We start from the raw sequence: 25274 nt of genomic DNA, 5'->3' as shown, positions 1-25274 counted from the left end.
CTCTTTGCTCGCGCCCTTGCAAGCTCTTGATTCTGTTTAGGAGGACAACAATGAGCGTTTCACTACTGTTACCGATGTCAGCATTTGCCCTTGCCGCGTCTATTTCTCCAGGTCCCGTCAACCTTGTTTGCCTGAGTAGCGGCACCCACTATCCTATTGCCAAAGGGCTTATTTTTGTCACGGGGGCGACCCTGGGGTTTCTAGTGCTTTTCCTGGCGATTGGCGCGGGGCTTTACTCACTGCTAAACGTAGTGCCACTACTAGAGGAAATATTACGCTGGGCAGGGCTACTTTTCTTACTCTACTTAAGCTATCAGCTTTTCCAACATGATGGCGCTGTTCGTGGTCAGAGTACAGATAAGCCACCGGGCTTTATGACCGGCGCGATGATGCAGTGGCTAAACCCCAAGGCGTGGCTGGCGTCTGCCGCCGGCATTGGGGCTTACACCAGCAGTAATGATCCCTACCAGTTATGGCTGTTCGCTGCTCTCTACCTACCCATTTGTTGGTTGTCATTGGCCAGCTGGGTTTATGCAGGTGCCTTTCTTAGACGCTATATTCACCGCCCGCTCATTCTACTTACCATTAACCGCACGCTGGCTGCCGGCCTAGCTGCCAGCGCTATTTTCCTGCTGTTTGAGTAGCGGATAGCGATACTGATTGGGTGTTGCCGCCACTAACCGCTTAAATGTTCTCTGGAAGTGGGGTTGGTCGTTAAAACCGGCTAATAAAGCCGCATTAACGATTGACTCCCCCTGCCTAAGCGCCCGCTGACCAAGCTGAACACGGCGATTAATCAGATAAGCATGGGGAGTCAGCCCATAGTGCTGCTTAAACGCACGGATAAGATGGCCAGCGCTATAGCCGGTTAACTGACATAGCGTTTCCAATGACACATCGAAAGCCGCATTCACGTCACAATAGGCAGCCGCAGCCTGCAAACCATCCGGCGGCTGCGGTCTTGAGACGGTTGTCTCGTGTGCTAATGCCAGCATCAATGCAGTAAGAAACCCGGTAACCGACGCGTGCTTCATAGAGAGAGTGCATTGCTTATCCAATAAACAAGCCGCCATTTCGCAATAGTGAGCATACAGCGCTGGCTGTGAAACCACCGCCGTATCGATATCACTCCAGTCCGGGGAGCCAAGCGTGCCTATTTGATAGCGCAAATCCGCTAGCCATTGCGCATCCACATAGAGCATCAAATATGCCCAGGGTTCGTTCTCAATGGGGTTGCAGGCATGCACCCAGTCGGGGTTCATCATAACCAAGTCACCGGCATTAATGGGGTAAGTCGATTCCCGATAGAAAAACGTACTGCTGCCTGACGTAATAGCCCCGACCGACCAGTGAACATGGCTATGAGGAGCATAGCACACTTGCCTCGCATCACTGATTTTACGCAGTTCGACATAAGGCAGCCGCGAGTCGCGCCAAAAAACAGGCGGCGGCCCAGCCTGTAGAGACTTAGCGCTTCGAGACTTAGTATCTAAAGACTTAGCACTTGGAGACTTAGTACTTAAAGACTCAGCACTTAAAGACTCAGCACCTGGAGACTTATAACTCATCTTCTGCTCGCATCATCAAAAAATAGCGAATAGCCTGATAACCTAGCTTACGCTAGACAATAGCACAGCACGGGCACAGTATGGGCCGCCAGACAAGCTCTACATAAGCCAGATTGCGTAGGAATTCGCAATGCCATAAACGTCAGGAGGACACCATGGCCAATCGAATGAATAACCCAGATCATCGTGATGCGATCACCCTTTTCGCCCGAATGGGCTACGCTTCTCGCGGCATCGTTTATGTATTAGTGGGAGGCCTAGCCACCCTGGCAGCCTTTGGACAAGGTGGCCAAACGGAAGGCAGCCGCGGTGCTCTAGAAAGAGTGCTAACGGCCCCCTTTGGTAACATCATGCTAGGTCTTATTGCTGTTGGTTTGGTCGGCTACGCTCTGTGGCGCACGATCCAAGCTGTCAAAGACACCGATCATCATGGTAATAGTACTAAAGGCTTAACTATTCGCACGAGTTTATTAGCGAGTGCCATTACGCATATTCTTCTGGCATTTTTTGCTGCAACGCTCATCTTCCAATTTGCAGGCTCTTCTGGGGATTCCAGAGGCGGCTCGCAAGGCGTAGCAGATTGGCTGATGCAGCAGCCATTCGGGCGATGGTTAGTTGGCGGGGTTGGTTTAATTTTGATGGGTGTTGGTATTGCCCATGCAATCAAAGGCTACAAAGCAAAATTCGATAAACACTTTGCGATGCCACCAAAAACTCAACAATGGGCCTATCCCATCTGTCGATTCGGCTTAGTGATTCGCGGTCTCGTCTTCGTGATCGTGGGCAGTTTTTTTATCATCGCAGCCTACCAAATTAACCCTAATCAAGCAGGTGGTATGGGAGAAGTATTCAGTACGCTACGCAGCCAACCTTTCGGTCAGTGGTTGCTTGCCTTTGTCGCACTTGGGCTCTTTGCGTTTGGTCTCTACAGCCTTTTAGCGGCCGTCTATCGTCACATTAATACTGAAATGTAGAGACATAAGATGCCTTCAACAACACGGACTAAACAGTGGTTTGAGCGTATTAATAGCTCGAAAAACATGCTGTGGCTACTCGGCACTCTGTCTTTTTTAGAAACCATTATTTTGCCAATTCCCATAGAGCTGGTATTGATCCCGCTCATGGCGATTAACAAGCAGCGTATTTGGGCGATCGCCATCGCGACAACTCTCGGCTGCCTGATAGCTTCGATTGTCGGCTACGCCGTTGGCATGGTGCTTTATCAATCCATAGGTACGTGGTTTATCGAATTTATGGGTATTGAACAAAGCTATCAATCTTTCCAAACCTTCTTTGGCCAGTACGGTTTTGCCGCAATTTTAGCCATAGGCATACTGCCGATCCCGTTTCAGGTGGCGATGATTACCGCCGGGCTTTCCGGCTATCCGATTATGTTATTTGTGCTGGCTGCCCTGATAGCCCGTGGGCTTCGCTATTTCGGCCTTGCTTGGCTGGTACACCGCTTTGGCAACCGCGTAGAACTTATGTGGAAACGTCACGCGCTTAAAACCAGCCTAGCGTTAGGCATTGTGGTTCTGGCGGTGGTCGTCGGATTACAGTCGCTGGCTGGGTTAGTAATGTAGCGTTAAACGCTATTATCTAATGGCAATGTGCCATACTCTTTCACTGGCTGAATAGCAAAGTTGCTGCGAATATCGCTCACTCCTGGTAAGCGCAGCAACGTTCCCGTTAAAAACGCCTCGTAAGCTGCCAAGCTAGGCACTACCACCTGTAGCAGAAAATCCGATTCACCAGACACCAAATGCGCAGTGACTACTTCCGGCAGTTTAACCACGGCTTCTCGGAAAGCATTGGCTTGCTCTTCATGATGTCGTTCTACCTTAATGCCCACAAACACCGTTAGCTCCAGCCCGACACTTCGACGATCAAGCTCTGCGTGGTAGCCACGAATAATGCCGCTTGCTTCCAAGCGCCGCACTCGGCGTAAACAGGGAGACGGCGACAAGTTTACTTTCTCTGCGAGTTCCACATTGGTTAAGCGAGCATCCCCCTGTAACAACGCAAGAATGCGTCGGTCGGTAGCATCTAATTGATCATTTGGCATAAACAAGCATTTCCTTACTCTTAATTGGCACAAAATATCAATAACCAATGCTACATGAGCGTAAATGGCAAGAAATCACTCATCACTTTAACGGTACCATGCCCTTTGTGAAGTCACTACGTGCAATCTTGAGGGAGCGGCCATGGAAATCGGTCTTTTTATTAGCGCATTAGCCATTGTTTACCTGATTCCGGGCCCGGATATGCTATTGGTGCTGCATACCAGTAGTACGCTGGGCCGCGGGCATGGGCTAGCCACCGCGCTAGGGTTAGCCATCGCCCGAGGACTGCATGTGGCGTTAGCCGGCTTGGGCTTGGCCGCCCTATTTGTCGCCGCTCCGTGGCTTTTTGATGCTGTTCGTTATCTCGGTGCGGCCTACTTGATTTGGGTGGGCTTACAGCTGATTCGTAGCAAACGGAGCACTGATACTAACCAGCCGCAAGCATCGCTCACCGGTAGCTATTACTTAGCCTGGAGACGGGGTCTGTTAACGAACCTGCTGAACCCAAAATCGCTGCTGTTTTGTTCGGTGTTATTACCCCAGTTCGTCCACACCCAACAGGGTGACGTTGCGCTCCAGTTTACGCTATTGGGGGCTGTGCTAGTGGGCGTCGGACTTCTCTACGATGCGCTATATGCCTGCTTGGGAGCGCAGATGCAACGCTGGTTTGAAAGTCATCAAACAAGGCAAACACTACAACGTTGGGTATTTGGAACGCTAATTATTGGCTTTGCCCTGAAGTTAGCCTCTTAAATTTAAGCAGCAAAAAGCCTGCCTATGCTGCGTTGATAGTTTAAATACCATAATCTCGTTCGACTTTGGCAATGCGCGTCTTAAAATGCCGGTACCACTGCTGATGGCCTAGACGCTGGGCTTCCAGATGCTCAGCGTGGGCCTTCCACGCTTTGATTGAGGCCAAATCAGCCCAGTATGACACCGTCACACCCACTTCATTTCGGGCAGACTCTACCCCCAAGAATCCCGGCTGCTGTGCTGCAAGTTCAACCATTCTGGCCGCCATTGCGTCATAGCCGTTATCAATCTCGGTGCGTTGCGAGGTAAAAATAACCGCGTAGTAAGGCGGCTCGGGGGTGTTAGCAATAGTAGGTATAACATCGCTATTTTGATACGTGCTGGGTGGGGCATCGGTCATTTACACATACCTATTACAAAGAGCTATTATAAAGCGCTATTACAAAGAGCTATTACAAAGAGCTATTTTAAAGAACTATTGCACATAATAACCACTAACTCGCCACTCACCATTTTCAAGATGAGGCGTTACGGTCTCTACTCCTCTCGCTTTATTTTCAAATCGAGTATGGAAGATAAAAACCATATAGTCACCATCTGGCGCACCCGGCATAGATCGATAGTGAGAGGCTTGCACTTGCCGACGTGATTCTACCGGCCCAAATTCATTACGTGCTAACTCAATAATGCGTCTAAGCATGCTAGGCGATAGCGGCGTTTTTAGTAACGGCGATGAGCTCTCCCAGGCTTGTTCAACCTCACCATTATCAATTGACTCTAACCAAGCGAGCGCCGCAGATTCTGCCGTATTAGCAGACGCCTGGGTATACGTGACTAGGCCAAGCAGGATCGCAGCAAGAAAGAAAGTAGGTGATTTTGGCATGGCTAACTCGTATGGGGCTTGGTGACTGTGGCCTGTTAAGTAATTATCGGACAATGACTGAATTTCTTTAGCACCGAACCACATAACAGCAAAACGAAGGGGGAAAATCCTTCTGGATTCTCCCCCAGTCACTACTGCGTCGAGCGTCAGTTAGCCGCCTAACGACAGTACTTAATAACCCACGTAATAGCCTAATACCAGCGCTGCCCAGCACATAACGTAAACCAGCACTAACAAAGGAGTAATAACACGCAGCCACTGTGCGTAGGAGACCCTACCTAGCGCCAGCATGGCAAGGGTGCCGCCAGACGTTGGAACAATCAGGTTAGTTAAACCATCTCCCACCTGGAAGGACGTGATCATTAACTGACGGCTCATACCAATTAGGTCCGCCAAAGGAATCAAAATCGGCATGGTAACCAATGCTTGACCCGACCCGCCCGGAATAAACAGGTTGATCACGCCTTGAATCACACTTGAAGCAACAGCCGCCACGGCGGTAGGCATATCCCCCACCAGAGAGCTAAGCGAGTTAACAATCGTATCGATAATCTGGGCATCTTTAAGGATGACCTGAATAGAGGCTGCAACGCCAATCACTAAGGCACCAGCGGTTACCGATGAGGCGCCTTCCATCATCTGTCTTACCAGTGCATTAGCTCCCAGGCCGTTAGCGAGTCCAATAACAATCGCCATCAGCAAGAACATGGCGGCAATCTCATTGATGTACCAACCGCGGGTAAACACACCGATTAGCATGATAATCAGACCAGCAATAAAAATAGCTAATGTAATGATGTTCTGGCGGGTCAACGTATAGTCTTCGAGACGCTTGGTTAGTTCGGCCGGGTTGTCATCGTGGTAGTCCATTTTGACAACGTAACGACAAATAAAAAGCGTCAAGGTAGCCAGACACGCAACCACCATCAACGTGCGTAACCACCAGCCTGAAAACGTAGGTAATTCACCAATACCCTGCGCAACGCCAACGGTGTATGGATTGATCGGCGACAAAGCGAAGCCAATGCCGATGCCACCCACGGCCATCACAACACCGACTAAACGAGAGCAGCCAATGGCAGAAGCTATCAGTACACCAATGGGTACGAGCGCAATATTATTTTCGAAACCAACCGCAACGCCAAAGAAGCCATAGATAAAGGTACCAGCAGCAATAATTAGGTTGCGGCTTTTAATGCTATTTTCAGCGCCGACGCGATGAACGGCGACACCAATGGCGTTTTCCAGCGCACCTGTCTTCTGCAGAATATGAAATAGGCCGCCAGCAATAAACACGATAAACAGATATTGCGACGCATTAATCAGACCTTGCGGTATGGCGACGAAAATCTTGAAAAAATGCAGATTTGCAACATCTGACAAGTACATGAAAGATTCAGGAATAACTGTCGTACGACCATCGACAGTCTGACGCTCAAACTCTCCTGCGGGCACAATAAACGTCATTAGGTAGGCGGCAACCAAAATGAAGAAAATTAGCACCATCGGGTCCGGTATTTGTTTGTACCACTTACCTGATGCAGGGGCTTTTGTGTCTGAAATTTGCTGTTGTTGGCTCATAATCAACCCTTATGATTTTTGTGGCTTTATGTTGAGCTAGTTGGACAAACGTTGCGATACAAGGCTGCCAGCTATTGCTGTTGGGCGAGTCGCTGACAGGTGTTTAAGAGAACCTCAATGGCAACGCCGAGATCCTCGGGCTTAATAGCTTCGCTAGGGTGGTGGCTAATACCGCCGCGACAACGAACAAACAGCATGCCGATGTCGCACAGGTCGGCCATGGCCAACCCATCATGGCCGGCACCACTGAACAGTACCCGTGGCTCAATTCGCGCATCCTTAAGCGCACTGCGCATGGTGTCGATAAGGTGCGGAGCACATTGAACCGCAGGTTGTTCATAGGTATGACGATGCTCAACGCCAAGATTCAAGGCCTTAAGAGACGCGTCAATTTGGCTTAACAGCTGAGTTCTTGCTTGGCGGCGAAGTGCATCATCCGGCGAGCGCAATTCAATGCTCAAGGTGGTGGTCTGAGGGATAACATTGACGCCGTTAGGTGCGTTCTCAATCTTACCCACGACACCGACGAGTTCATCGGTGCTTTTGCATAGCGTATCGACCAGCTGGATAACATGGGCAGCCCCCACCAGTGCATCCTGGCGCATGTGCATAGGCACAGTTCCGGCGTGACCTGCCATGCCCTTGATCGTTATCTCGTGGCGTTCGATCCCAGTAATTGCACTTACTACTCCCAGCGGCACATCAGCCTGCTCAAGCTGAGGCCCCTGCTCGATATGTGCTTCGATAAAAGCAATCACGTCTTCCGGTAGATAGCGATCTGCATCGATTCGTTGAGTGTCACAACCGAAGTCAGCCAGCGCCTGCCCAAGGGTTATGTCCTGACTATCGCGGGCTTTAAGCATCTCTGGTTTAAAGGTGCCTGCCAGCACTTTAGAGCCAAGCAAAGTAGAACTGAAGCGTGTCCCCTCTTCGTCGCTAAACGCCACCACATCAATGTGAAAGGGCATTTCGATCGCGTTTTCATACAAGTAGCTAACCAAGGCAAGCGGCAAAATAACGCCCATCATGCCATCGTACTTGCCTCCATTAGGAACTGTGTCCTGATGCGAGCCGAGCAACAGCGTACGGGCACCGGCTTGTGGACTGGCATAACGACCAATCAGGTTCGCGGCGTTATCCATGCGCACAGACATACCCGCGCTTTTCATCCACGTTGCAAGTTCATCGAGCACAGCGCGGTGTTCAGGAGTGGCGCAGCGGCGGGTAACGCCATCGCGTTCAATATTGTCGGTTTCACTGAACTTAGCGGCATCTTCGAGCCACTTCCACGCCTGTTCTCCGGCCTGGGTTAAAGAAAGCGTCATGGTTGCCTCAAGGGGTTATTGTTTGGTTAGCTGCTCAGCACGGCTATTTATCATGATAAATAGCCTATGAGAGCGTCAAACATGCTGTCAAACCCTTAAGGAGGTGGACGAGAAAGCATTCCAACTGGGAAAATAAAAAACTCAGTTAGAATAAAAGGTTAAATTTTTAGAGATTCTCGGATTTTAGACTTATGTCTAAATCACGTGGTGATGATTAATAACGATGCGGATTGTCAGCGGTGGGCAGACGAGCAAGAAATGACTGAAAATCGCCATGCTGCTCGATACGTAAATGGAGTTCGCTCAGTGCCGTAATCGCGTTGGGGGCATAATCGATACGCAAGTCGTAGGGCAAGCCGCCTGGGGCGCGTACTTTTAGAGCCGCTGAGAGCGTGCCACGATGATCCCCGCCCTGCTGCTGAGCAGCACTCAGTGCGGCTATCAAAGCGCTGGCCATGTCTTTACGCCGACGAGTATCAAGATAGGCCGCCTCCATGGCGGGAATAACCTCTCGATTGGCCAACATATTGCCTGCAATCAACAACCCATCGCTGATGCGCATCTCAGCAACCGGGACGTTTTCATCGCCTGTCCAGCCTGCGGCAACACCGTGCCGATCCATTAATGCCACCTGTCGCCACGCAGCGCCTTTGTCCTGCTGTTGCAGGCTGCTGATAATATCCGCCACCTTTTCGCCGTTGGCTAAGCGATACAGCCCTTGCTCCGCACTGAATACATTGGTGCTAAAGCCCTGGGTAATAGCGGCACCAATACCCGGTAGCAAATGGGGAACAAAACCGCCCAGTGCGGGGCCGCCCGTGGCACATGCGATACCGAAAGTGTCAGATTGTTTATCCAGTGCGATCAAACTGTAGGTCATGGTGGGTTACTCAATTAGCAAATTTAAGAAGCCTAAAATTTATCATTATAAATTATTCTCGCTGCTCTTCTAGCGGCTTAACGCAGCTCTATACGAGGCGACATTTGCTAGACATCACGCCACTTCAAGGGGATGATTCTCACTAAAACAGCCTCTTTCAATGTTAGCTGAGACAACCATGAAGCAAGCACGCCAACCTGCTAAACCTAAGCGTACCGACGTAATCAGTGAGGCGATAAAGGAATACATTGCGCAACATCAATTAAAGCCCGGCGATCGACTTCCGCAGGAACAAGAACTGATCCAGGCGCTAGATGCATCCAAAGGCACGGTGCGTGAAGCTCTCAAGGGGCTTGAAGCCCAAGGGCTGGTTCAAACGCGTACAGGCCCAGGTGGCGGTGCCTTTATTAGCGAAGTCAGCGATGATCGAGCAATGACGTTGCTGGGTAACTATTTTTTCTTTCACTCACCCACTATTCACGACATCTATGAAGCGCGTAAAGCGCTCTGGCCAGCCCTGGTAAAGAGTCTTGAAGGTGTGCTCGATACGGATGCTTTTGACCGGCTGGCATCAGTAATGACCTTTTATGACCATCAGCCAACATCGCTAGAAGAAGAGCGCGAGCAGCGATTGAAGGAGTTGGAGTTCCATTTAGTTCTGATTGATTATTGCCCTAATCCTCTGTTGGCCTTGATGTGCCGCTTTCCAGTACGCCTGCTGATGAATATGACCGTCTGTCAGCGAATCTATGCCCAGCCCAACCCTGAGTTACGCCGCCAAGGCTATGATTATCAACGCCAGTTACTAGAAGCGTTGCGTAAGGGAGACATTGAGCTCGGCTGCAAGATTGTCAGCGAACACATGCAGATGGCGCAAACACTTATGGAAGCCAGAGAGGCAATGCTGGAAAAAACTTTCTTTAAAGCTGGTAATGACGGCGCTATCGATAGCAATCGTGACTATCTAGCGCTAACAGGGTACACGCAAGCTAAGCAGCTAGCTGAGCAAAATGGCGACAGTAAACCCTGTTAAATAAACCCAATTAACCCGTATTTTCTCCCGCTTTTTGAAAAAAAGCGGGTGTCGCCTTGTCCTCGCTTCTAAAACCTTGCACGCTCGTTTACTATGCGCCACCCCAATATTTTAGCGCCCACCATTAGGCTACTATGTCCGCCAATCTGTCCGCCAACGCACTCTATACCGACCTATCTGGTTACTACGATTTGATGTGCGTCGATATCGACTACCAAGCGCAAAGCAATGCCATTCGTCGACTCCATCAGATTTTCGGCAACGGCGGGCATACGCATCTTGATTTAGCCTGTGGCACGGGGCCCCATGTCCGCCATTTTATTGATTTTGGTTATCTCAGCAGTGGTCTTGATATTAACCAACCCATGCTGGATATCGCCGCCAAGCGTTGCCCAGAAGCGCTTTTTTCACGGCAAGATATGAGTGCGTTCGAAGCCGGCGACGCACTCGATTTGATCACCTGCTTTTTGTACTCGATCCACTACAACGATGGAATTGCAAAGCTAAAAGGGTGCATTTCCAGCGCCCATCGCGCACTAACACAGGGCGGTGTTTTCTATTTTAACGTGGTCGATAAAAACAAAATCAATAACGACTTAGGCGTTAAACACAGCGCCAGACAAGATGATAATGTCTTCACCTTCCGCTCGGGTTGGCACTACGGCGGGCACGGCGAAAAGCAATCGCTTAGGCTGAGTATTGAAAAAACCAGCGCAGGCGCCACGCAGGTCTGGAACGACGAACATCCGATGGTAGCGGTCAGCTTTGCGGAATTAACCGCCCTACTGGCGCCTTATTTCGAGGTGCATGTATTCGAGCACAACTACCAGACCATTACCCCTTGGGATAATCTTTCAGGCAATGCGATTTTCGTCTGCGTGAAGCGTTAGCACCGATAAGGCAGAGAGGCCTTTTGCTACCCCTCCTACCGTTACCGTGTGGCATAAAGCGTGGTGTAAAGCACTGTACTTAAGACTCAGAACCTGCGTCGTTCGAGTCAGGCCGTAGCTGGCGCTGAATACCGAGTAAGAAATTACGCAGCATTTGATCTTTACACTCACGGTAATTTTTATGGCTTGGCTTACGGAAAAAGGCGCTGAGTTCATGCTGGCTCAGCGGTAAGCCCACCTGCTCAAACACTGCCAAGATATCGTCTGCTTTTAAATTCAGTGCAATGCGCAGCTTCTGGAATACCATATTATTGTTTAGTTGTGCTTCAGGCACCGGCTGCGGGCCTTCACGCTTGCCACGTTTAAAGCTGATAAAGCCATTCAGAAACGCCGCCAACTCTCTATTTTTCATCGTGACAAAAGCATCATCTTCGTCTTTTTTCAGCCACGCCGTCACCTGCGCCTGACTCACACTGACGTCAGCCAGTGAGAAGATATTCACGATGGTGCCGTCTTTTAAATCAAAGGTGTAGCGGATGCGGCGAAAAATATCATTATTGGTCAAAATAGGCTTCCTAGTGGGTCGTTAGCGTTTCAAGCAGCTGATCAATTTCTGTTTTCAGTTCGTCATCTTCAATGCCATCGGCGCTGGCTTTGGCATGTTGCAATCTTTCGATAGCGTCATCCGTTTGACCTAACTGTACTTGCAACGTTGCCATGGAAAAACCGATAGAGGCCATATGGTCTTTCGAGTTCTTAGCCATGGCTTTCTCAAGCGCTTTTTGGTAAATCGGCAGTGCATCCTCTAACTCTTCGGTAAAGTCAGCCAAGGTTTCCCACTGCTCCGGGTGATCTTTATCGGTGTTTTCGTTGTCGGTACAAATCGCCTGCAACTCAGCATAGAGCGAATCAAATGCCGCTCTGTCATCTTTAGCCGCGGCTTTCATTAGCCGCTCAGCTAGCTCATAAACCGCTTTATATATTTTGGTGTTAATCATTACCAGCCACCTTTTTTTCATTAAAAAACATCAAAATCAACCAACAAGCCGACCTATCTAGGTATCTTCGATAAAAAACTATGGATGCCAGCTCGATAGTTAAAAGTCACGGTAGCGGTATTCCACCATAATCACGCTATTATAGCCTTTGATAGCGCATCATCGGGTGATCATTTTGCCGTTTTCGATATCAGCAAGGTGGCTTTTTACTGCCTTGTGACGTTTTCCAAGAGATACACACCACGCCAGCATTTTACGATACCCTGCGGCTGCATTCGGCTAGCTACCTTCGGATGTGGGCTGGGTGCCCGCCTTGGGGAACCTATTCAGCCAGTTGGCTAGGCTGTCGAGCACACCGTCGGCAAAAATAGCGTCGCCAAGAAACCAGATTTTGAATAGTTTCAGCCAAGCATCCATGCCTTGATGGTCAGGTTTCAGCTGATCTGACTTCATCAGGCTGTGGTCAGCGTCGTCGACGCGGTGAACTTCGAAGAACGGTGTGGCTGAACGCTCCAGCAGTTGGCGATAGGCAGTCGCGCTGGAAACCGGGTCGACATAGGCATCATGGGAACCAAAGAGTGCCAACATAGGTACCTTGATAGCCTCCAGGTCGCTACGCACATCGGCTTGCCAGTTGCGTTTCGCGAAGCCCCAGAAAGCTTCGCTCATTGGCTCAACGTCTACCTCACCTTCGATATGCTCCAGATAAGTTGTATAGGGTGCATTGCGCTGTATTAATGCGTTGACCTGTTCAGCGGCATACTCTTCCGCCTTGATCTCCTGCTCTGTCAGGCCTTCAGCGATCATACGTTGACGTCCAGAATAACGCGATTGATCCAGCCAATTGACCGCACCCGACACCGAGATCAGGAAGGTAATATCATCGCGCAAGTTAGCAACCTTGGGCAGCACCCAGCCTGCCTGACTAAACCCAATCAAGCCAGTTTGCCTCTCCCCCAGGCCAACGTTTGTATGCAGAAACTCAATAGCCTCTGCAACTTCATCGGCCCGATCTGCCATTGACTGCAGTCTCCAATCGCCTTCGGACTCACCCACCCCGGGTTTGTCCCAGGACAGCGAGCACCACCCTTGCTCCGCAAACAGACGCCACAGGGGTTCGTAGTAGCCATAAGCATCGCGCGGCATATCACCAGAGCCGTGAACAAAAACTACGCATGAATCAGGCATAGCCGTCGAGCTTGGCAGTACCAATACGCCTTTCAGAGTATGACCAGCGTGAACGAAGCTGATCTCCCTACGCACCAAGGGATCATCATCAGCGATAATAAAAATTGCCCCTAAGCCCAGGCATAGCAGTAGCAAGACAACAGCAACACGCCTAGTACGTGCTCGCCTGGCACTTGTGTTCTTAGCACTTGTGTTCTTAGTGCTTGTGTTGTTAGTGCTTACTGAGAAGAGTGGCATTGGGGGTCCTTGGGCGGTTTGTTTGACGGAGCGACCTGGCGGGTTCGTTTCAGATCCTGGGTAATAGCCATTAGCACAGGCACCAGAAACAGCATTAGAACGGTGGAAAATAGCTCGCCAAAGGCTAGCGAGGCCGCAGCAGGCTTCAGGTATTGGGCTTGTTCAGAGCTTTCTGAGAGCAGCGGCAGCAAACCAATCACCGTAGTGGTTGTGGTGAGAAAAATCGCCCGAAACCGGCTCGTGGCCGCAGCCTGAATAGCGTCATAGGGAGCCATGCCGTCGGCCACAAGCTCGTTGTGGCGGCTCAGCATCACCAGACTATCGTTCACGACCACGCCGGCCAGGGCTAACATGCCGAACATCGATAGCAACGACAGGGCTAGGTCGAGATACAGGTGGCCGAGAATGGCGCCAACAAAACCGAACGGGATAATTGCCAGGATAATAAAGGGTTGCCAGTAGGACTTTAGCGGCACCGCCATGAGCACGTAGATCAGTACCATAGCGATTAATAGCGCTTTCTTTAGACCACCCTGCAGTTCACCCATTTCTTCCAGCTCGCCGCCAGGACGAACCGCCAAGTCCGGGTACTGCTGCTGGAGCTGTGGCACAAGTTGGCTCAACACGGCCCGTGCCACCTCCTCAGGGGCAACCACGTTACGATCGATGGTTGCCGAAACCAGATTGACCCAGTTGTTGTTTTCTCTGTAGAGCGCCTTGGGCTTGAGAACCCGCTCAACGTCGGCAATGTCAGCGAGCAAAAACCACTGGCCCTGGTGGTTGCGGACGTGGGATTGCAATAGGTCATCCATTGTATTGCGTTGCTCGATAACATATTGCACCAGGACCGTTAACTCAGTGTTATCACGCTGAACTTTCTGCACCTCAGCGCCGCCGAAAGCAGACCCCACCTGCATCGCGAGGGTCTGTTGATCAAATCCCAGGCTCTCGGCGGTGGGTTTAAGCGTGACCATAAGCTCGCTCTGTGCCCCAGCCATCGAGTCACGAGGGTTATGCACCCCATCAATACTACCCAGGTAATCCTTGAGCACGCTGCCAGCCGCAACCAACGTCGCCTGGTCGCCACTGGTCAATTTAATCTGAAAACCGCCACCCACCTCTTCAGAGCCCGTAAAGTGTAATTCAAGGCTTCCTTCAAGCAGTCCAACCTGCTCGCGCCAGCGTTGAATAACATCTTGGATATCGATCCCTGGACGCTCAGCCACCGGCGTTAGCTCCGCATAAATACTGGCGGATTCAGCACTGCTAATCGCTTCAAAGATAGTTCGCACAGGGGCTTGATCCAGACCATATTGCTGTTGCAATAGCGCATTGACAGCGTCCCCCTCGCGGCGGACACGCTCAACATTGGCGCGAGTCAGCTCAAACGGCGCACCAGGGTCCATCTCCAGCGTTATGCTGACAACCTGGCCGGGCACCTCTGGAAAGAACACACTTTTCACCAACCCTTTCATGGTTAGTCCCAAGACGAATACCGCGACGCTGATAAAAAGGATGAGCACGGCATAGCGGTGGCGGACAGCCAACGTGAGCAGAGGCACGTAGCAGCGGTCGCGCAGGAAAAACAACACAGTTTGGGCGCCCAGTTGCACCGGCAGCCAGAGACGAGCCAGTATCCACCGTGGGGGCTTGCCCATATCAATGCCGGCAAGATGAACAGGTAAAATGAACTTACTTTCCAACAGTGAAAACAGCAGCGCGAGAATGACCACCCCCGAAAAACTCGCTAGCACTTTACCTAAAGGATTATCGAGGATAAGCAGCGGGAAAAAAGCGGCAATGGTGGTTAGCACGCCGAAAACGGTGGCCACCGACACCCTGGCCACTCCAGCCTCAGTAGCGGCGATGGGATTATTATTGAGACGGCGTTGCTCGAATACGCTTTCCCCGACGACCACGGCGTCATCAACCAGGATACCCAACGCCAGAATGAAACCGAACGTGGTGATATCATTCAGCGAGTAATCCATCCAACCAGTACCAGACACGGCGATAGCACCCAATACCGAGACAGGAATGCCCATGGCCACCCAAAAGGCGAGTTTCACATCAAGAAACAGCGCTAGGATTAGCACAACCAGCACTAAACCTTGCAGACCATTTTTGGTTAACAGGGCCAGACGGTCGGCGATGTAGTCAGCGCTATCCCCCCACGCAACCACCTCAACTCCCTGGGGCAATTGGCGGCGAAAGTCATGCAGCACATCATGAGTAACGTCGGAAATACGCAGCAGATTTTCACGCTGACCCACTAATATTTCCATGCCCGAAGTGGGCTGACCATTAAACCGAAACCGATAGTCACCCTCGACTGTTGTATCCTGGATAGCGGCGATGTCCCGTAGTAATACTTGATCGCCGTTATGCTCCTTGACGATGGGAATGGCCCCGAATTCGGGCGCATACTCAGCGTCACCATCGGTTCTGATATAGATTCGACCCGCGCTAGTTCTCAGGGAACCAGCCTGAAATTCGAGCGAACTGGCACGAATACGTTCCATCACGTCGGGCACGGTCAGGTTTAGCTGGCGTAACTTCCGGCTGTCGACTTCAATGCGCAGCTCCTGTTTATGCAGTCCCCAGACATTCAATCTGGATAGTTCAGGCTGGGCCAGGAGCGCCCACCTTAACCGCTTGGCAAGCTCATGTAGGGTAGCCTGCTCAGCATCACCGTAAACGTTGATATAGAGCGCCGGATAGTCAAAGGCGCTGGCGTCGATTTGCGGCCTTTCGGCCCTGGCGGGTAACTCGATCCCGCTATCCATTCGCAACCGCACCTTATCCAGCAGCCTATCAAGGCTTTGCCCGCTGGCTCGTCTAAGCGTAATTGTAGAAAGGCCATCGCTGGAGACCGCTGAAAGGCTGCGAACCCCTTCCAAGCCCTCTAAAGCCGTTTCAATTTTCTGGCTGACCAGGGCATCGACCTTGTTGGGAGGTGCGCCAGGAAACACGGTAGTAATAGTAATGCTATCCGGCTCGACGCGGGGAAAGCCCTCTATACGCATGTTGTTCAGTGTGACTAGGCCCACTATCAGGATAAAGGCCATCAGTAGATTAGCGGCAACCGGATTACGGATAAACCAAGCGGTCAGTACGTGCATCACCAAGCCTCACCGATGGTTGTCCGTACACGCTGCCCCGGTAGATAGGAGGACAGCGGGACAGCAACGATTTGCCATTGATCGTTATCGGACGGCGCTCTTACCAGCACGCGGTCATCGCGGTGGGACAACACATCGACCACGCTACGAGCCAGGGTACTGCTGCCCTCTTCAACCCACCAGATCGAGCCATCGACCGTCAGTGCCGATGCAGGGATGCTGAGGGTGTTTTCCTCTATGCGGCCTTGAAAGCTAGCTTTAACGAAGTCGCCTGCCAGAACAGCAATCTCGGCACTTTGGAGATCGAGATGCACGATATAGTGGCGTGTTGTAGCATCAAGATAGCCACCGCCCTCACGTATGTCTGCCTCGCCAATGGGCTGGCCCAGGTCGTTGTAGAGCACTACTTTTTGTCCCTGGATAGGATGATCAAGCCGTTGCCAGTCGCTCTTACTGATACTGGCAGCCAGCTCATAGTGAGCATCACCTATCAGCCGAGCGACCGGATCACCTGCCATTAGCATTTGCCCGGGGCTGACATAGCGCTCGACAATAAAGCCGCTATAGGGCGCTCGTACCACCGTTTGGTCGAGTTCCCGCTGCGCCATATCAACACGGGCTCTGGCAGCTTCAACCGCAGCATCGGCAATATGGCGTTGAGGAAGGTGCAGAGCCAAATCATTGGGCGGTTGTTCTCTGGCGCTTGCAAACTGCCGCCTAGCCACCTGGGTAGCGTATCCCGCCCGCTCCTGCTCCAGCTGCGCCTCACGGAGCAAGCGCTCGGCATCAGCCCGTTCAGCCTGATAGCGGGTATCGTCAATGACCACCAGTGGCTCTCCCTCACTAACGCGACTGCCAGCCAAGGCGCGGTCATGCACCCTAACAACAGCACCACTGACTTGCGCTTTCAGTTCGACTGTCCAACGTGACGTCACCTCGGCATAGGCTTCAATCTGCACAGGCTGCTCACCACGGCTGACTTGCTCTACGCTGACGAGAGGCGGAAGCGGTGCCTGGTTGCGTTGCTCAACCCCACTAGGGCTCTCAACTTCCGCAAGCAGCCCAGTGACAGCTAACAGGATGCCTATTGCCAGAAACAAGGCCAGAACGCGGCTGTTGAGCAGCCTTCTAAAACGCATAGAGATAGCCTGCGCTGATAGACCACAGATGGTCATTATCGACGATAGGACTATCGTGAACCTCGTCGGAAAAACGGCGCTGGCTAAAGTCAATCAACAGCCGGTGAGATTTGCCAAACGAACGGGATAGGCTAATACCGGCCTGATATTGATAGGCACCTTCAGGACGATATGCAGGACGCCCTACCTTCGCATCATCAGCATCAACCCCAACGTAGTAGCGTGCTACCTGACTGCCCGCGTAGGTCAGTGAAACATGCGGCTCAATACGCCATTGCTGAAACTCAAGGGGATAACCGTAGCCAACTACGGCCGAGCCTCCCTTATGGTTGCCGGAGATATCCTGCCGGTAGCCTAATGTCAGGTAACCCAGTGAACCAAACCAGTCGACACTCACTGCGGCAGTGTAGATGTCGTCGAGTTTCTTCATATCCTTGAGCTCAGGACTGTTACCCCGCTCAACATCGCCGAAGGCGTCATAACTAATCGCCGCGGACAAGGCCCAATTGTCTCCTCCCGCTAGATAGCTACCCAGTGAATAGTCACGAAAGAACCAGTTGTCCGACTCCCACTCGATATAGGGCAGCAGACCTGCATTGTCCTTACCGCCCATGTAAAGGGACGGTTCCGTGTAGGCAATAAGCCCGATAGCAAAGGTGTCGGCGCTTTCTTGTTCCTGGCTGAAGGACCAGGGTGAATAGGTGGCCAGAATAGCCGTCGCCAGGGGAATGAGAGAACGAATCTTCATTGGATTGACTCCGTTTTGAATCAGTAACTCAAGGTGAAGTGAGAGGCTGATGTTTGCGGAGTCGATTGTCAGACAGAGGGTATTAAGCGGGTCTTAAGATAGTTAGGTGGTAATGGCGATAATTACCAGCGTAGGGTTACGCAAGCCCTCGGGTAGTCAAGTACGAACTCAAACTGCCAATCAAGCCGGTTGGCTATACGCTCAACCAACTGCAGGCCTAATCCGAAGCTGACCGTTTCAGATTTGCCAGCAGCATCTACGGGGTTTGAAATAACCAACGAGTTATCTGTAATCACTAGGGTAATCGTCCCACTACTGGTGTGCTGGAAAGCATTACGGATCAAGTTGGCTAGTACAATGCGAAACAGATCATGTTCAATGTTGATACTGCTGGCCTGATCGTTAAGCGACACCTGAATATTTTTATTCTCAACTAAGTACTGCATATCCACCAACAGTTCGCTACACAATGCGCCTGGCCAGACGATGGACTTTCCAATAGGTCTGGAGGATGGGCGTGCCAGCCACAAAAGGGCTTCCGACAACAAAATCATATTGGCGCAGGCGCGACTAGCCCGCAACAGAGAAGGGAAATTAGGATCCTCAGGGGCCGTTCTCACTCCTAACGTATCCAGGGAGGCCTGAATAATCGCGAGGGGGGTTCTCAACTCGTGGCTAGCATGGCGCAAAAACTGCTGCTCACGTTCGTTGTATTCTCTTACCTGTTGTAGTGTCGACAGCAGTTGATTGGCAATTTGGTTGAGCTCACTGATTGAGAACTGAACATCAATTTCACTGCCTGGATGCTGCTTGACCCGACTTGACCACTCCACGAGTAGCGCTAGAGGCTTCACGGCGCTCTTAAATAGCCAGGAGATAACCAAAAATAGCACCAGGCTAAATACTCCAGTCACCAGGCTAGCCTCGATCAATGCCTGCTTGAAAATAGCTTCGGCCAAGGCATCAATTTTGTCGGCCTCTTCAAACTCCAACAGGTAAAGGCCACCGGCCTGCTGTTCTTGAGACTGTTCTTGGGAACGCTCTTGAGACTGCTCTTGAGAACGCTCTTGAGACGGCTCTTGAGACCGCCCTTGTGACTGAACCTGCGAATAGAGCAAATAACCGTATTCACGAATACCCTGGTCATTAACCCGCTCTATTTCCAGCGGCTCCAGGGGTTGAGTTTTACTGCTAGAAAATAGCTGCCGAATCTCTAGGGGAATATCATCCCACTCCCGGTAGGCACTCACGTCACCTCGCTGCGGCAGTACAAAGTCGGGGTTATTATTGGCCGCCTGCTGCAGCTTAATCGCATCAAGATGCATATAATACTTAGCCGCCTGACCCACCTGATAAAAGCTGAAAATAGTGACCAGCGCAATCTGCCCAATAAAGATGGCAATGGCCAAATACAGCAAGTGCTGTCGAGACTGGGCGGCTAAACTACGAACCGGATTGGAAGACATCAGCGCGTCTCCACAAACAGCGACAGCCCAACCCCGACATGGGTATGAATGAGGAGCTGTTCAAAAGGTTTATCAACCACTTTACGCAGTTGGTGTAAGTGCACGTTGACGGTTCCCTCCTCCACCTCCTCACCTGGCCAGACATGCTCCACAATTTCGTTTCTCGAAACCACAGCGGGCGATCGACGGGCAAGCAATAACAGAATTTTCCAGCTGGTCGGCGTCAGTTTCAGCTCCTGATCAGCACGAATGGCCCGGTGCTCTTTTGGATAGATCCTGAGATCAGCAATCCGTATACATTCACGCTCGGGGTGGCGACGGCGGTACAGCGCATTCAGTCGAGCCAAGAGTAGCGGCATCGTGCAAGGCTTGATGACATAGTCATCGACACCGGCATTAAACCCCTCCATTTGATCGCCTTCCATATCGCAAGCGGTCAGCATTAGTATCGGCGTATCAACACCATTAGCCCTCAATTGCCGACAAACATCGATGCCCTGCACCTTCGGCAGCATGTTATCCAGGACCAAACCGTCATAATGCTGCTGGGATGCCAGAGTAATACCGCTGGCCCCAGTATAGGCAAAGTCGCATTCGACACGGTGCAATTCCAGGTACTCGGAAATAGCCAGTGCCAAGTCCCGGTCATCTTCAATGATTAATATTTTCATGGCGGCCGACTACGCGGAAAAAGAATAATTAGCTTAAATGGAAATGCCTTAATATTACATTAAGACTGCCGTTTTTTAGCCGTGCGCATAATCGTCGCTTCACCGCCTTAGTTTGCCGTCGCCCATGAATGCTATGTGGCCGAAATTGACCGCTTTTAGACCGCGCAAGGTATCGTTAGCTGAGATGGGAATAGCTAATCTGTAGCCTCACTTCAACACGATGAGATTAGCTATGACTCAGCCTAAAACCGCACTGCTATTAATTGACGTTCAAGCGTCCTTTCCCGCCCGCGACTATTGGGTAGAATCACTAGCGCAAGCATGGCGCCCCAAGCAGCGGGCGATGCTAGATGCGGCACAGTCAAATAACATACCTGTTGTGCGCGTTTTTCATGAAGAGCCTGGTAGCCAAGGCGCTTTTGACCCCGCTAATGGCCTAATTCGCCCGCTTGATGGTTTTGACGATGAAGCGGCGGTGACCTTCCATAAACGTGTTCATAATGCATTCAGCGATACTGAGCTTGAAAATTGGTTACGCGAACGCGGCATTACGCAACTTGCGATTAGCGGTATTCGTACAGAACAGTGCTGCGAGACAACCACCCGAATAGCGTCAGATTTAGGTTTTAGCGTTGATTTTGTCAGCGATGCAACGCTGACGTTCCCTATGACGCGTAACGGCATTACATGGTCAGCCGATGATATTAAGGCACGTACCGAACTGGTACTTGAAGACCGTTTTGCGCGTATTATCAGTACACAAGACTTGATCAATGAGTGGCAAAACACGCGTGAGTAAAGAGCAACAAAACAGTCAACCGCTCTCCCAAAGAGCCAACACCCTGCGGATTGCGGTATTGATGATGCCTGGCCAAGTGCCGCTTGACTTGGTCGGGCCTCTTCAAGTCTTACAATGTGCCGACCGGCTATCAATCGATGTTGAGGTTTGCTATGTCGGCCCAAAAACCGCTATGCCGTGGTTAGGGCCGCTGACGCTTAGTGGCATTGACCCGTTACCCGAACAGCTGCTGCCTCAACAGCTACTGCTAATTCCAGGACAGTATCGCAATAGCGTTGAGCCATTGGCGCAGCAAGAGTGTGTTAGTTGGCTTAAGGCAAACGCATGCTATGCGGACACACTGATGACGGTTTGCTCCGGCACGCTATTACTGGCTGACGCAGGCTTGCTGGAGGGGCGACGCTGCACGACGCATCACACATTAATCGAGCAGTTACAGGCCAAAGCGCCTAAGGCCAAGGTGCAAAGCGATTGTATTTTTATTGAAGATGGCCGCTATTTAACCAGCGCTGGGATTTCAACCGGTATAGATACCATGCTGTACTGGCTTACCCGCGCTTGCGGTCATTCATTGGCGCTAGCGGTAGCGCGAGAGATGGTGCTATACCTTCGCCGCAGCGGCCAGGAGCCTCAGCTGGGAGCTTGGCTTGAGGGCCGCAATCATGTGGATGAACGGCTGCATCGCGTTCAAGACGCAATATGTGCCGCCCCCTCGCAAACCTGGCGTATTGAAACATTAGCGACTCAAGCAGCTATGAGTGAGCGCCATTTCCGGCGCCGATTCAAAAGTCTCACCGGCATGCTGGTGGGAGACTACATTATCGGGTTGCGCCTGCAACGCGCTAAAACGTTAATGACCGAGACGCCATGGACGCTGGCAAGGGTGGCCGAAGCATCCGGTTTCGGTGATGAACGGCAGCTAAGGCGTATCTGGGCTCGCCATGAGAAAGTACCACCGAGTGTATGGCGACGCGCCAGTTCTCAAAAGCTGCTGGATTAAGCCAATACGAGCTACCATTAGGAAAACATATTGCGGGTTGACCCCATGACCGATCTTATCCTGCCAAGCCACGCTAACTACCTCAATTTTCGGCATCGCCTACCTGATAAGCGTTTAGCCCCGTGGGTACAGTGTCTTTGGTCAATGGGTGGCTCAGGGGATGTTACTGACCCCAGAACCGAAAAATTTTATCCCGATGCTGGCGCTAGTCTCAGTATCAAGCTAGCTAGCTCTCACCCCATCATTACGCTCTGTTTTAACAGGCGAACGCTAGTAGAAACACTCGACGCCCAAACTCCCTGTCTGGGGATTCGCTTTAAAGCAACAGGCGTTCACTGCCTGTTAGGCTTGCTACCCGAAGCATTTGCAGATAAACCGCAGCGCTTAGATAACGAGCTTGAAACACCGGCGTTACAAGGGTTAATGCCCGTGGCGGAGCACCTCTACCACCTGGACGCACAGCAGGGTTTACGCCTGTTAGAAACATGGTTGTTACACCGGCTAAAGAGCCAGTCACTGGTTAATAGCCGCACCCTCAGGATTGTTCAAGCGATTGGGGAACTAAAGCATCCCCCTCAACAGTTAGGTGCCACACTCGGGGTGACTAGGCGAACCCTGGAACGCAAATTAAAGCGCGAGGTGGGCGTTACGCCAGGCCAATTAGTCGCCTATGCCCGACTAGACCGCGCCCGTCATAGGCTACTTGAAACCACGCTGCCCCTAGCGGAAATAGCGCTGCAATGCGGCTACTATGACCAAGCTCACTTCACTCATGCCTTTCAATCACTCGCCTATGAAACGCCCGCCGCCTATCGCAAGCGTAAACTGTCGCAAATTTACAAGGCGTAAAAAAGCCTCGACGTTAAGCTGAGCCCTCAACTTACGCATTGAGGTCATCCATATGTCGACTCGTCTCTCTCAGCAGTCTGTGTATCGCCTTGTCCCACGCCTAGCTAAAAACCTGATTGCATTAGGCAACGTTGCGGAAGATTCAACGCTTAATCGCACCATCGTTCACTTAGTCAACCTGCGTGTTTCGCAAATAAACCACTGCTGCTTTTGCCAGCACATGCATTCTCAAGAGGCCAGAGACGACGGCGAGCATCAAGTTCGCCTAGACGTGTTACCGGCCTGGTGGGAAGCCTCCTGCTTTAGCACACAAGAACGTGCCGCACTCGCCTGGGCTGAAGCACTCACACTCATCAGCCAACAGCCCTCCATCAGCGACGACACCTATCAAAACGCATTAACTGCCTTTGGTGAGCAGGGGCTAGTTGATCTAACTGCGATTATTGTGCAAATCAACAGCTGGAATCGGATATCGGTGGGCTTTCAGTTTGCCCCGGACATTCGTATCTAAGCCATCTTAGATACCTGACAATAAAACTTGAGATGGGTGAATGGAATGAACAGTGTGACGAAACAGCGTCAACGACTTCCCAACTTTCTGGGTCTCTTATCCAGTCTATGTTTTTTCTTTGGCAGTCTTTTATTCCTACCGTCAGGCGCTATTTATGCAACCGTAGGCGTATGGTGTTTTGTGATGGGCTCACTCATCATGTTTATTATTTACGCAATGAGTATTAGAAATATGGGTAAAAAGCACGTCTAGTTGAGCCAACAGCTAAGCTTGATGTAGCCGCTGGGTTGTCAACTACCTAGCGGCTCTAGAAGGCAACGCCCTCTACGCAATATCAATGTCGCTAGCGCATTCGCTTTCAGCATCCAGTAGAGCCATCAAGCACTTGGCGAGTTCGCAATAGTGCAGTGTAACGAGCACCACTGCTGCAGCGTTAGTCGGTACAACCTCACTGGGCGAGCGTAGAATTCGATCGTATCAAACTGACTAAACCCTGCCTTCTCTGCGACTTTGAGTGATGCACCATTATCAGGCTCAATAACAGCTACCACGGAAGCAAGTTGCTTTTGACTGAATGCCACACTGAGTACCGCTTGCACTGCTTCAGTCGCCAAGCCCATGCCCCAGTATTGTTTAGCCAGCCGATAACCTAGCCCAATTTCTTCTACACCATTAACCTCTTCGGGGCTAACACCGCAAAAGCCAATAAGCTTATCGGTTCCCTTCTCAATCACAGCCCACGGCCCAATACGGTGAGATAAATAACGCTCCAAACACCAATCGATAAATCGCCGCGTTGCGGCTTCATCACAAACGCCTCGGATCGAGTGCTTCATGACGTCAGGATCACTGAGGATCTTGGTCAATTCGGGAACATCGTTTAAGGACAGCGTTCGTATAACCAGACGCTGCGTTTCACAAATTTGCACCATTTTCTCCTTGTGCACGATGCCCAAAGCCGCTGTTGCTGCGGTACTGCTTAGGCAGCGTTGAAAATCAGCTTACCCTGTACTTCGTTTGAATAAAATTGTTTGGGAATGCGATCGCTTCGGCCTCTTCAAGCCTAATCTGTTGGTTAAGGCTTCCAAACAGAGCGATACCGCCACCTAAAAGAATAGGTGCTTTTGTGATGGTCATTTCATCAATTAGCCCAAGATTGAGAAACGAAGTTATGGTTGAACCGCCATCTATATAGGCATGTTTAAATCCTTTACTTGCCAGCTCAGCCATTAAGTCTTGAATCTCACCAGCGTACATTTCCACTTTGCCTTGCAAGTTCTCAGGAGGTTCGCTGACTGAATGACTAAGCACGACAATATGAAGGTCACCATAGGGCCATTGGTCAGGCGCTAAATTCATCCCAGAGATAACGTCCATGCACTTACGCCCCATCACCATACAATCAACGGAGTCAATAAAGCTCTGAAAGCCCATATCAGGGTTCTCACGCATATCTGCCTCTAAGTTGCCAGCGGTATGAAGCCAGTCAACGCCACCGTCTGCGGTCGCAATATATCCGTCAGCACTTGTTGCTATATAAACAGAACACTTCATCAACATCTCCGTA

At 51.1% G+C, this 25274-nt stretch carries 28 protein-coding genes; 11 read left to right on the top strand and 17 right to left on the bottom strand.

Translation table 11 applies throughout. From position 1 onward, the window contains the following. The first annotated feature begins 50 nt into the window (after positions 1 to 50). Entirely contained in the window at positions 51 to 644 is a 594-nt protein-coding gene (locus IR195_RS07855) for a LysE family translocator (RefSeq protein WP_125747251.1), read from the top strand. Here IR195_RS07855 and IR195_RS07850 read toward each other — a convergent pair. Further along, positions 609 to 1568, bottom strand: a complete 960-nt coding sequence (locus IR195_RS07850) for an AraC family transcriptional regulator (RefSeq protein ID WP_241006816.1) — start codon at positions 1566 to 1568, stop codon at positions 609 to 611. The genes IR195_RS07855 and IR195_RS07850 overlap by 36 nt on opposite strands. Positions 1569 to 1723: 155 nt before the next feature. Here IR195_RS07850 and IR195_RS07845 point away from each other — a divergent pair, with 155 nt between their 5' ends. Together IR195_RS07845 and IR195_RS07840 are read left to right on the top strand one after the other, a co-directional pair. Then, entirely contained in the window at positions 1724 to 2542 is an 819-nt protein-coding gene (locus IR195_RS07845) for a DUF1206 domain-containing protein (RefSeq protein WP_206049210.1), read from the top strand. Positions 2543 to 2551: 9 nt separating this feature from the next. Beyond that, the gene (locus IR195_RS07840) at positions 2552 to 3151 is read left to right on the top strand and encodes a YqaA family protein (RefSeq protein WP_206049209.1); all 600 of its coding nucleotides are present in this window, start codon (positions 2552 to 2554) and stop codon (positions 3149 to 3151) included. A 2-nt stretch (positions 3152 to 3153) separates the two neighbouring features. Here IR195_RS07840 and IR195_RS07835 read toward each other — a convergent pair whose 3' ends face one another. Further along, positions 3154 to 3633 carry an Lrp/AsnC family transcriptional regulator gene (locus IR195_RS07835; RefSeq protein ID WP_206049208.1) on the bottom strand — a complete coding sequence of 160 codons (480 nt, stop codon included), beginning with the start codon at positions 3631 to 3633 and terminating at the stop codon, positions 3154 to 3156. Positions 3634 to 3775: 142 nt separating this feature from the next. On the opposite strand from IR195_RS07835, the gene IR195_RS07830 reads away from it, so the two are divergent. Then, positions 3776 to 4387, top strand: coding sequence for a LysE family translocator (locus IR195_RS07830; RefSeq protein ID WP_146943830.1), 612 nt, complete (start codon positions 3776 to 3778; stop codon positions 4385 to 4387). A gap of 40 nt (positions 4388 to 4427) precedes the next feature. Here IR195_RS07830 and IR195_RS07825 read toward each other — a convergent pair whose 3' ends face one another. From IR195_RS07825 to IR195_RS07805, 5 genes are all read right to left on the bottom strand, one after another. Beyond that, positions 4428 to 4745, bottom strand: a complete 318-nt coding sequence (locus IR195_RS07825; RefSeq protein WP_125753538.1) for an antibiotic biosynthesis monooxygenase family protein — start codon at positions 4743 to 4745, stop codon at positions 4428 to 4430. 117 nt (positions 4746 to 4862) lie between these two features. Beyond that, positions 4863 to 5270, bottom strand: coding sequence for a DUF4019 domain-containing protein (locus tag IR195_RS07820; RefSeq protein ID WP_125747241.1), 408 nt, complete (start codon positions 5268 to 5270; stop codon positions 4863 to 4865). Between the two features lie 171 nt (positions 5271 to 5441). Then, complete coding sequence (locus tag IR195_RS07815) at positions 5442 to 6851, bottom strand: YfcC family protein (protein ID WP_241006815.1); 1410 nt, start codon at positions 6849 to 6851, stop codon at positions 5442 to 5444. 71 nt (positions 6852 to 6922) lie between these two features. After that, the gene (locus IR195_RS07810) at positions 6923 to 8176 is read right to left on the bottom strand and encodes an allantoate amidohydrolase (RefSeq protein ID WP_206049207.1); all 1254 of its coding nucleotides are present in this window, start codon (positions 8174 to 8176) and stop codon (positions 6923 to 6925) included. 214 nt (positions 8177 to 8390) lie between these two features. Then, positions 8391 to 9056 (bottom strand): DUF1028 domain-containing protein, encoded by a 666-nt coding sequence (locus IR195_RS07805; protein WP_206049206.1) that lies wholly within the window; start codon positions 9054 to 9056, stop codon positions 8391 to 8393. Between the two features lie 178 nt (positions 9057 to 9234). On the opposite strand from IR195_RS07805, the gene IR195_RS07800 reads away from it, so the two are divergent. Continuing rightward, entirely contained in the window at positions 9235 to 10089 is an 855-nt protein-coding gene (locus tag IR195_RS07800; RefSeq protein WP_206049205.1) for a FadR/GntR family transcriptional regulator, read from the top strand. 146 nt (positions 10090 to 10235) lie between these two features. Then, positions 10236 to 10979 (top strand): class I SAM-dependent DNA methyltransferase, encoded by a 744-nt coding sequence (locus IR195_RS07795; protein WP_206049762.1) that lies wholly within the window; start codon positions 10236 to 10238, stop codon positions 10977 to 10979. A 79-nt stretch (positions 10980 to 11058) separates the two neighbouring features. Here the strand turns inward: IR195_RS07795 and IR195_RS07790 are convergent, their stop codons facing one another. The 8 genes from IR195_RS07790 to IR195_RS07755 all read right to left on the bottom strand — a co-directional run bounded on the left by IR195_RS07790 (position 11059) and on the right by IR195_RS07755 (position 20548). Further along, entirely contained in the window at positions 11059 to 11544 is a 486-nt protein-coding gene (locus tag IR195_RS07790; protein WP_125747231.1) for a YehS family protein, read from the bottom strand. Between the two features lie 10 nt (positions 11545 to 11554). Further along, positions 11555 to 11977, bottom strand: coding sequence for a tetratricopeptide repeat protein (locus IR195_RS07785; protein WP_125747229.1), 423 nt, complete (start codon positions 11975 to 11977; stop codon positions 11555 to 11557). Positions 11978 to 12256: 279 nt separating this feature from the next. After that, a complete protein-coding gene (locus IR195_RS07780) occupies positions 12257 to 13402 on the bottom strand; it encodes an alpha/beta hydrolase family protein (protein ID WP_206049204.1) in 1146 nt (381 codons plus the stop codon). Next, positions 13384 to 16524 carry an efflux RND transporter permease subunit gene (locus IR195_RS07775; protein ID WP_206049203.1) on the bottom strand — a complete coding sequence of 1047 codons (3141 nt, stop codon included), beginning with the start codon at positions 16522 to 16524 and terminating at the stop codon, positions 13384 to 13386. The genes IR195_RS07780 and IR195_RS07775 overlap by 19 nt, the downstream gene beginning before the upstream one ends. Then, entirely contained in the window at positions 16524 to 17663 is a 1140-nt protein-coding gene (locus IR195_RS07770) for an efflux RND transporter periplasmic adaptor subunit (RefSeq protein WP_206049202.1), read from the bottom strand. The genes IR195_RS07775 and IR195_RS07770 overlap by 1 nt, the downstream gene beginning before the upstream one ends. Further along, on the bottom strand, positions 17653 to 18411 hold the full coding sequence (locus IR195_RS07765) for a MipA/OmpV family protein (protein ID WP_206049201.1): 759 nt from the start codon (positions 18409 to 18411) through the stop codon (positions 17653 to 17655). The genes IR195_RS07770 and IR195_RS07765 overlap by 11 nt, the downstream gene beginning before the upstream one ends. 122 nt (positions 18412 to 18533) lie before the next feature. Continuing rightward, positions 18534 to 19877: a sensor histidine kinase gene (locus IR195_RS07760; RefSeq protein WP_206049200.1), complete on the bottom strand. Its 1344-nt coding sequence runs from the start codon at positions 19875 to 19877 to the stop codon at positions 18534 to 18536. Further along, positions 19877 to 20548 (bottom strand): response regulator transcription factor, encoded by a 672-nt coding sequence (locus IR195_RS07755; RefSeq protein WP_125747218.1) that lies wholly within the window; start codon positions 20546 to 20548, stop codon positions 19877 to 19879. Before IR195_RS07755 ends, IR195_RS07760 begins: the two co-directional genes overlap by 1 nt. Before the next feature lie 232 nt (positions 20549 to 20780). Here IR195_RS07755 and IR195_RS07750 point away from each other — a divergent pair, with 232 nt between their 5' ends. From IR195_RS07750 to IR195_RS07730, 5 genes are read left to right on the top strand one after another with little or no spacing between them, the layout of a single operon-like run. Then, entirely contained in the window at positions 20781 to 21347 is a 567-nt protein-coding gene (locus IR195_RS07750) for an isochorismatase family protein (RefSeq protein ID WP_125747216.1), read from the top strand. After that, positions 21322 to 22347 (top strand): GlxA family transcriptional regulator, encoded by a 1026-nt coding sequence (locus tag IR195_RS07745; protein ID WP_241006814.1) that lies wholly within the window; start codon positions 21322 to 21324, stop codon positions 22345 to 22347. The genes IR195_RS07750 and IR195_RS07745 overlap by 26 nt, the downstream gene beginning before the upstream one ends. A 45-nt stretch (positions 22348 to 22392) precedes the next feature. Then, entirely contained in the window at positions 22393 to 23196 is an 804-nt protein-coding gene (locus IR195_RS07740; protein ID WP_206049199.1) for a helix-turn-helix domain-containing protein, read from the top strand. Positions 23197 to 23248: 52 nt separating this feature from the next. Further along, entirely contained in the window at positions 23249 to 23707 is a 459-nt protein-coding gene (locus tag IR195_RS07735) for a carboxymuconolactone decarboxylase family protein (protein ID WP_125747212.1), read from the top strand. Positions 23708 to 23752: 45 nt separating this feature from the next. Beyond that, positions 23753 to 23959 carry a YrhK family protein gene (locus IR195_RS07730; RefSeq protein WP_125747210.1) on the top strand — a complete coding sequence of 69 codons (207 nt, stop codon included), beginning with the start codon at positions 23753 to 23755 and terminating at the stop codon, positions 23957 to 23959. Between the two features lie 125 nt (positions 23960 to 24084). On the opposite strand, the gene IR195_RS07725 is transcribed toward IR195_RS07730, so the two are convergent. Together IR195_RS07725 and IR195_RS07720 are read right to left on the bottom strand one after the other, a co-directional pair. After that, positions 24085 to 24639, bottom strand: a complete 555-nt coding sequence (locus IR195_RS07725; protein ID WP_206049198.1) for a GNAT family N-acetyltransferase — start codon at positions 24637 to 24639, stop codon at positions 24085 to 24087. A gap of 64 nt (positions 24640 to 24703) precedes the next feature. Further along, the gene (locus tag IR195_RS07720; RefSeq protein WP_206049197.1) at positions 24704 to 25261 is read right to left on the bottom strand and encodes a dihydrofolate reductase family protein; all 558 of its coding nucleotides are present in this window, start codon (positions 25259 to 25261) and stop codon (positions 24704 to 24706) included. Between the last annotated feature and the right edge of the window lie 13 nt (positions 25262 to 25274).

Source organism: Vreelandella venusta, assembly GCF_015689495.1.
Taxonomy (GTDB): Bacteria; Pseudomonadota; Gammaproteobacteria; order Pseudomonadales; family Halomonadaceae; genus Vreelandella; species Vreelandella venusta.
This window is presented reverse-complemented; position numbering and strand designations above follow the sequence as displayed.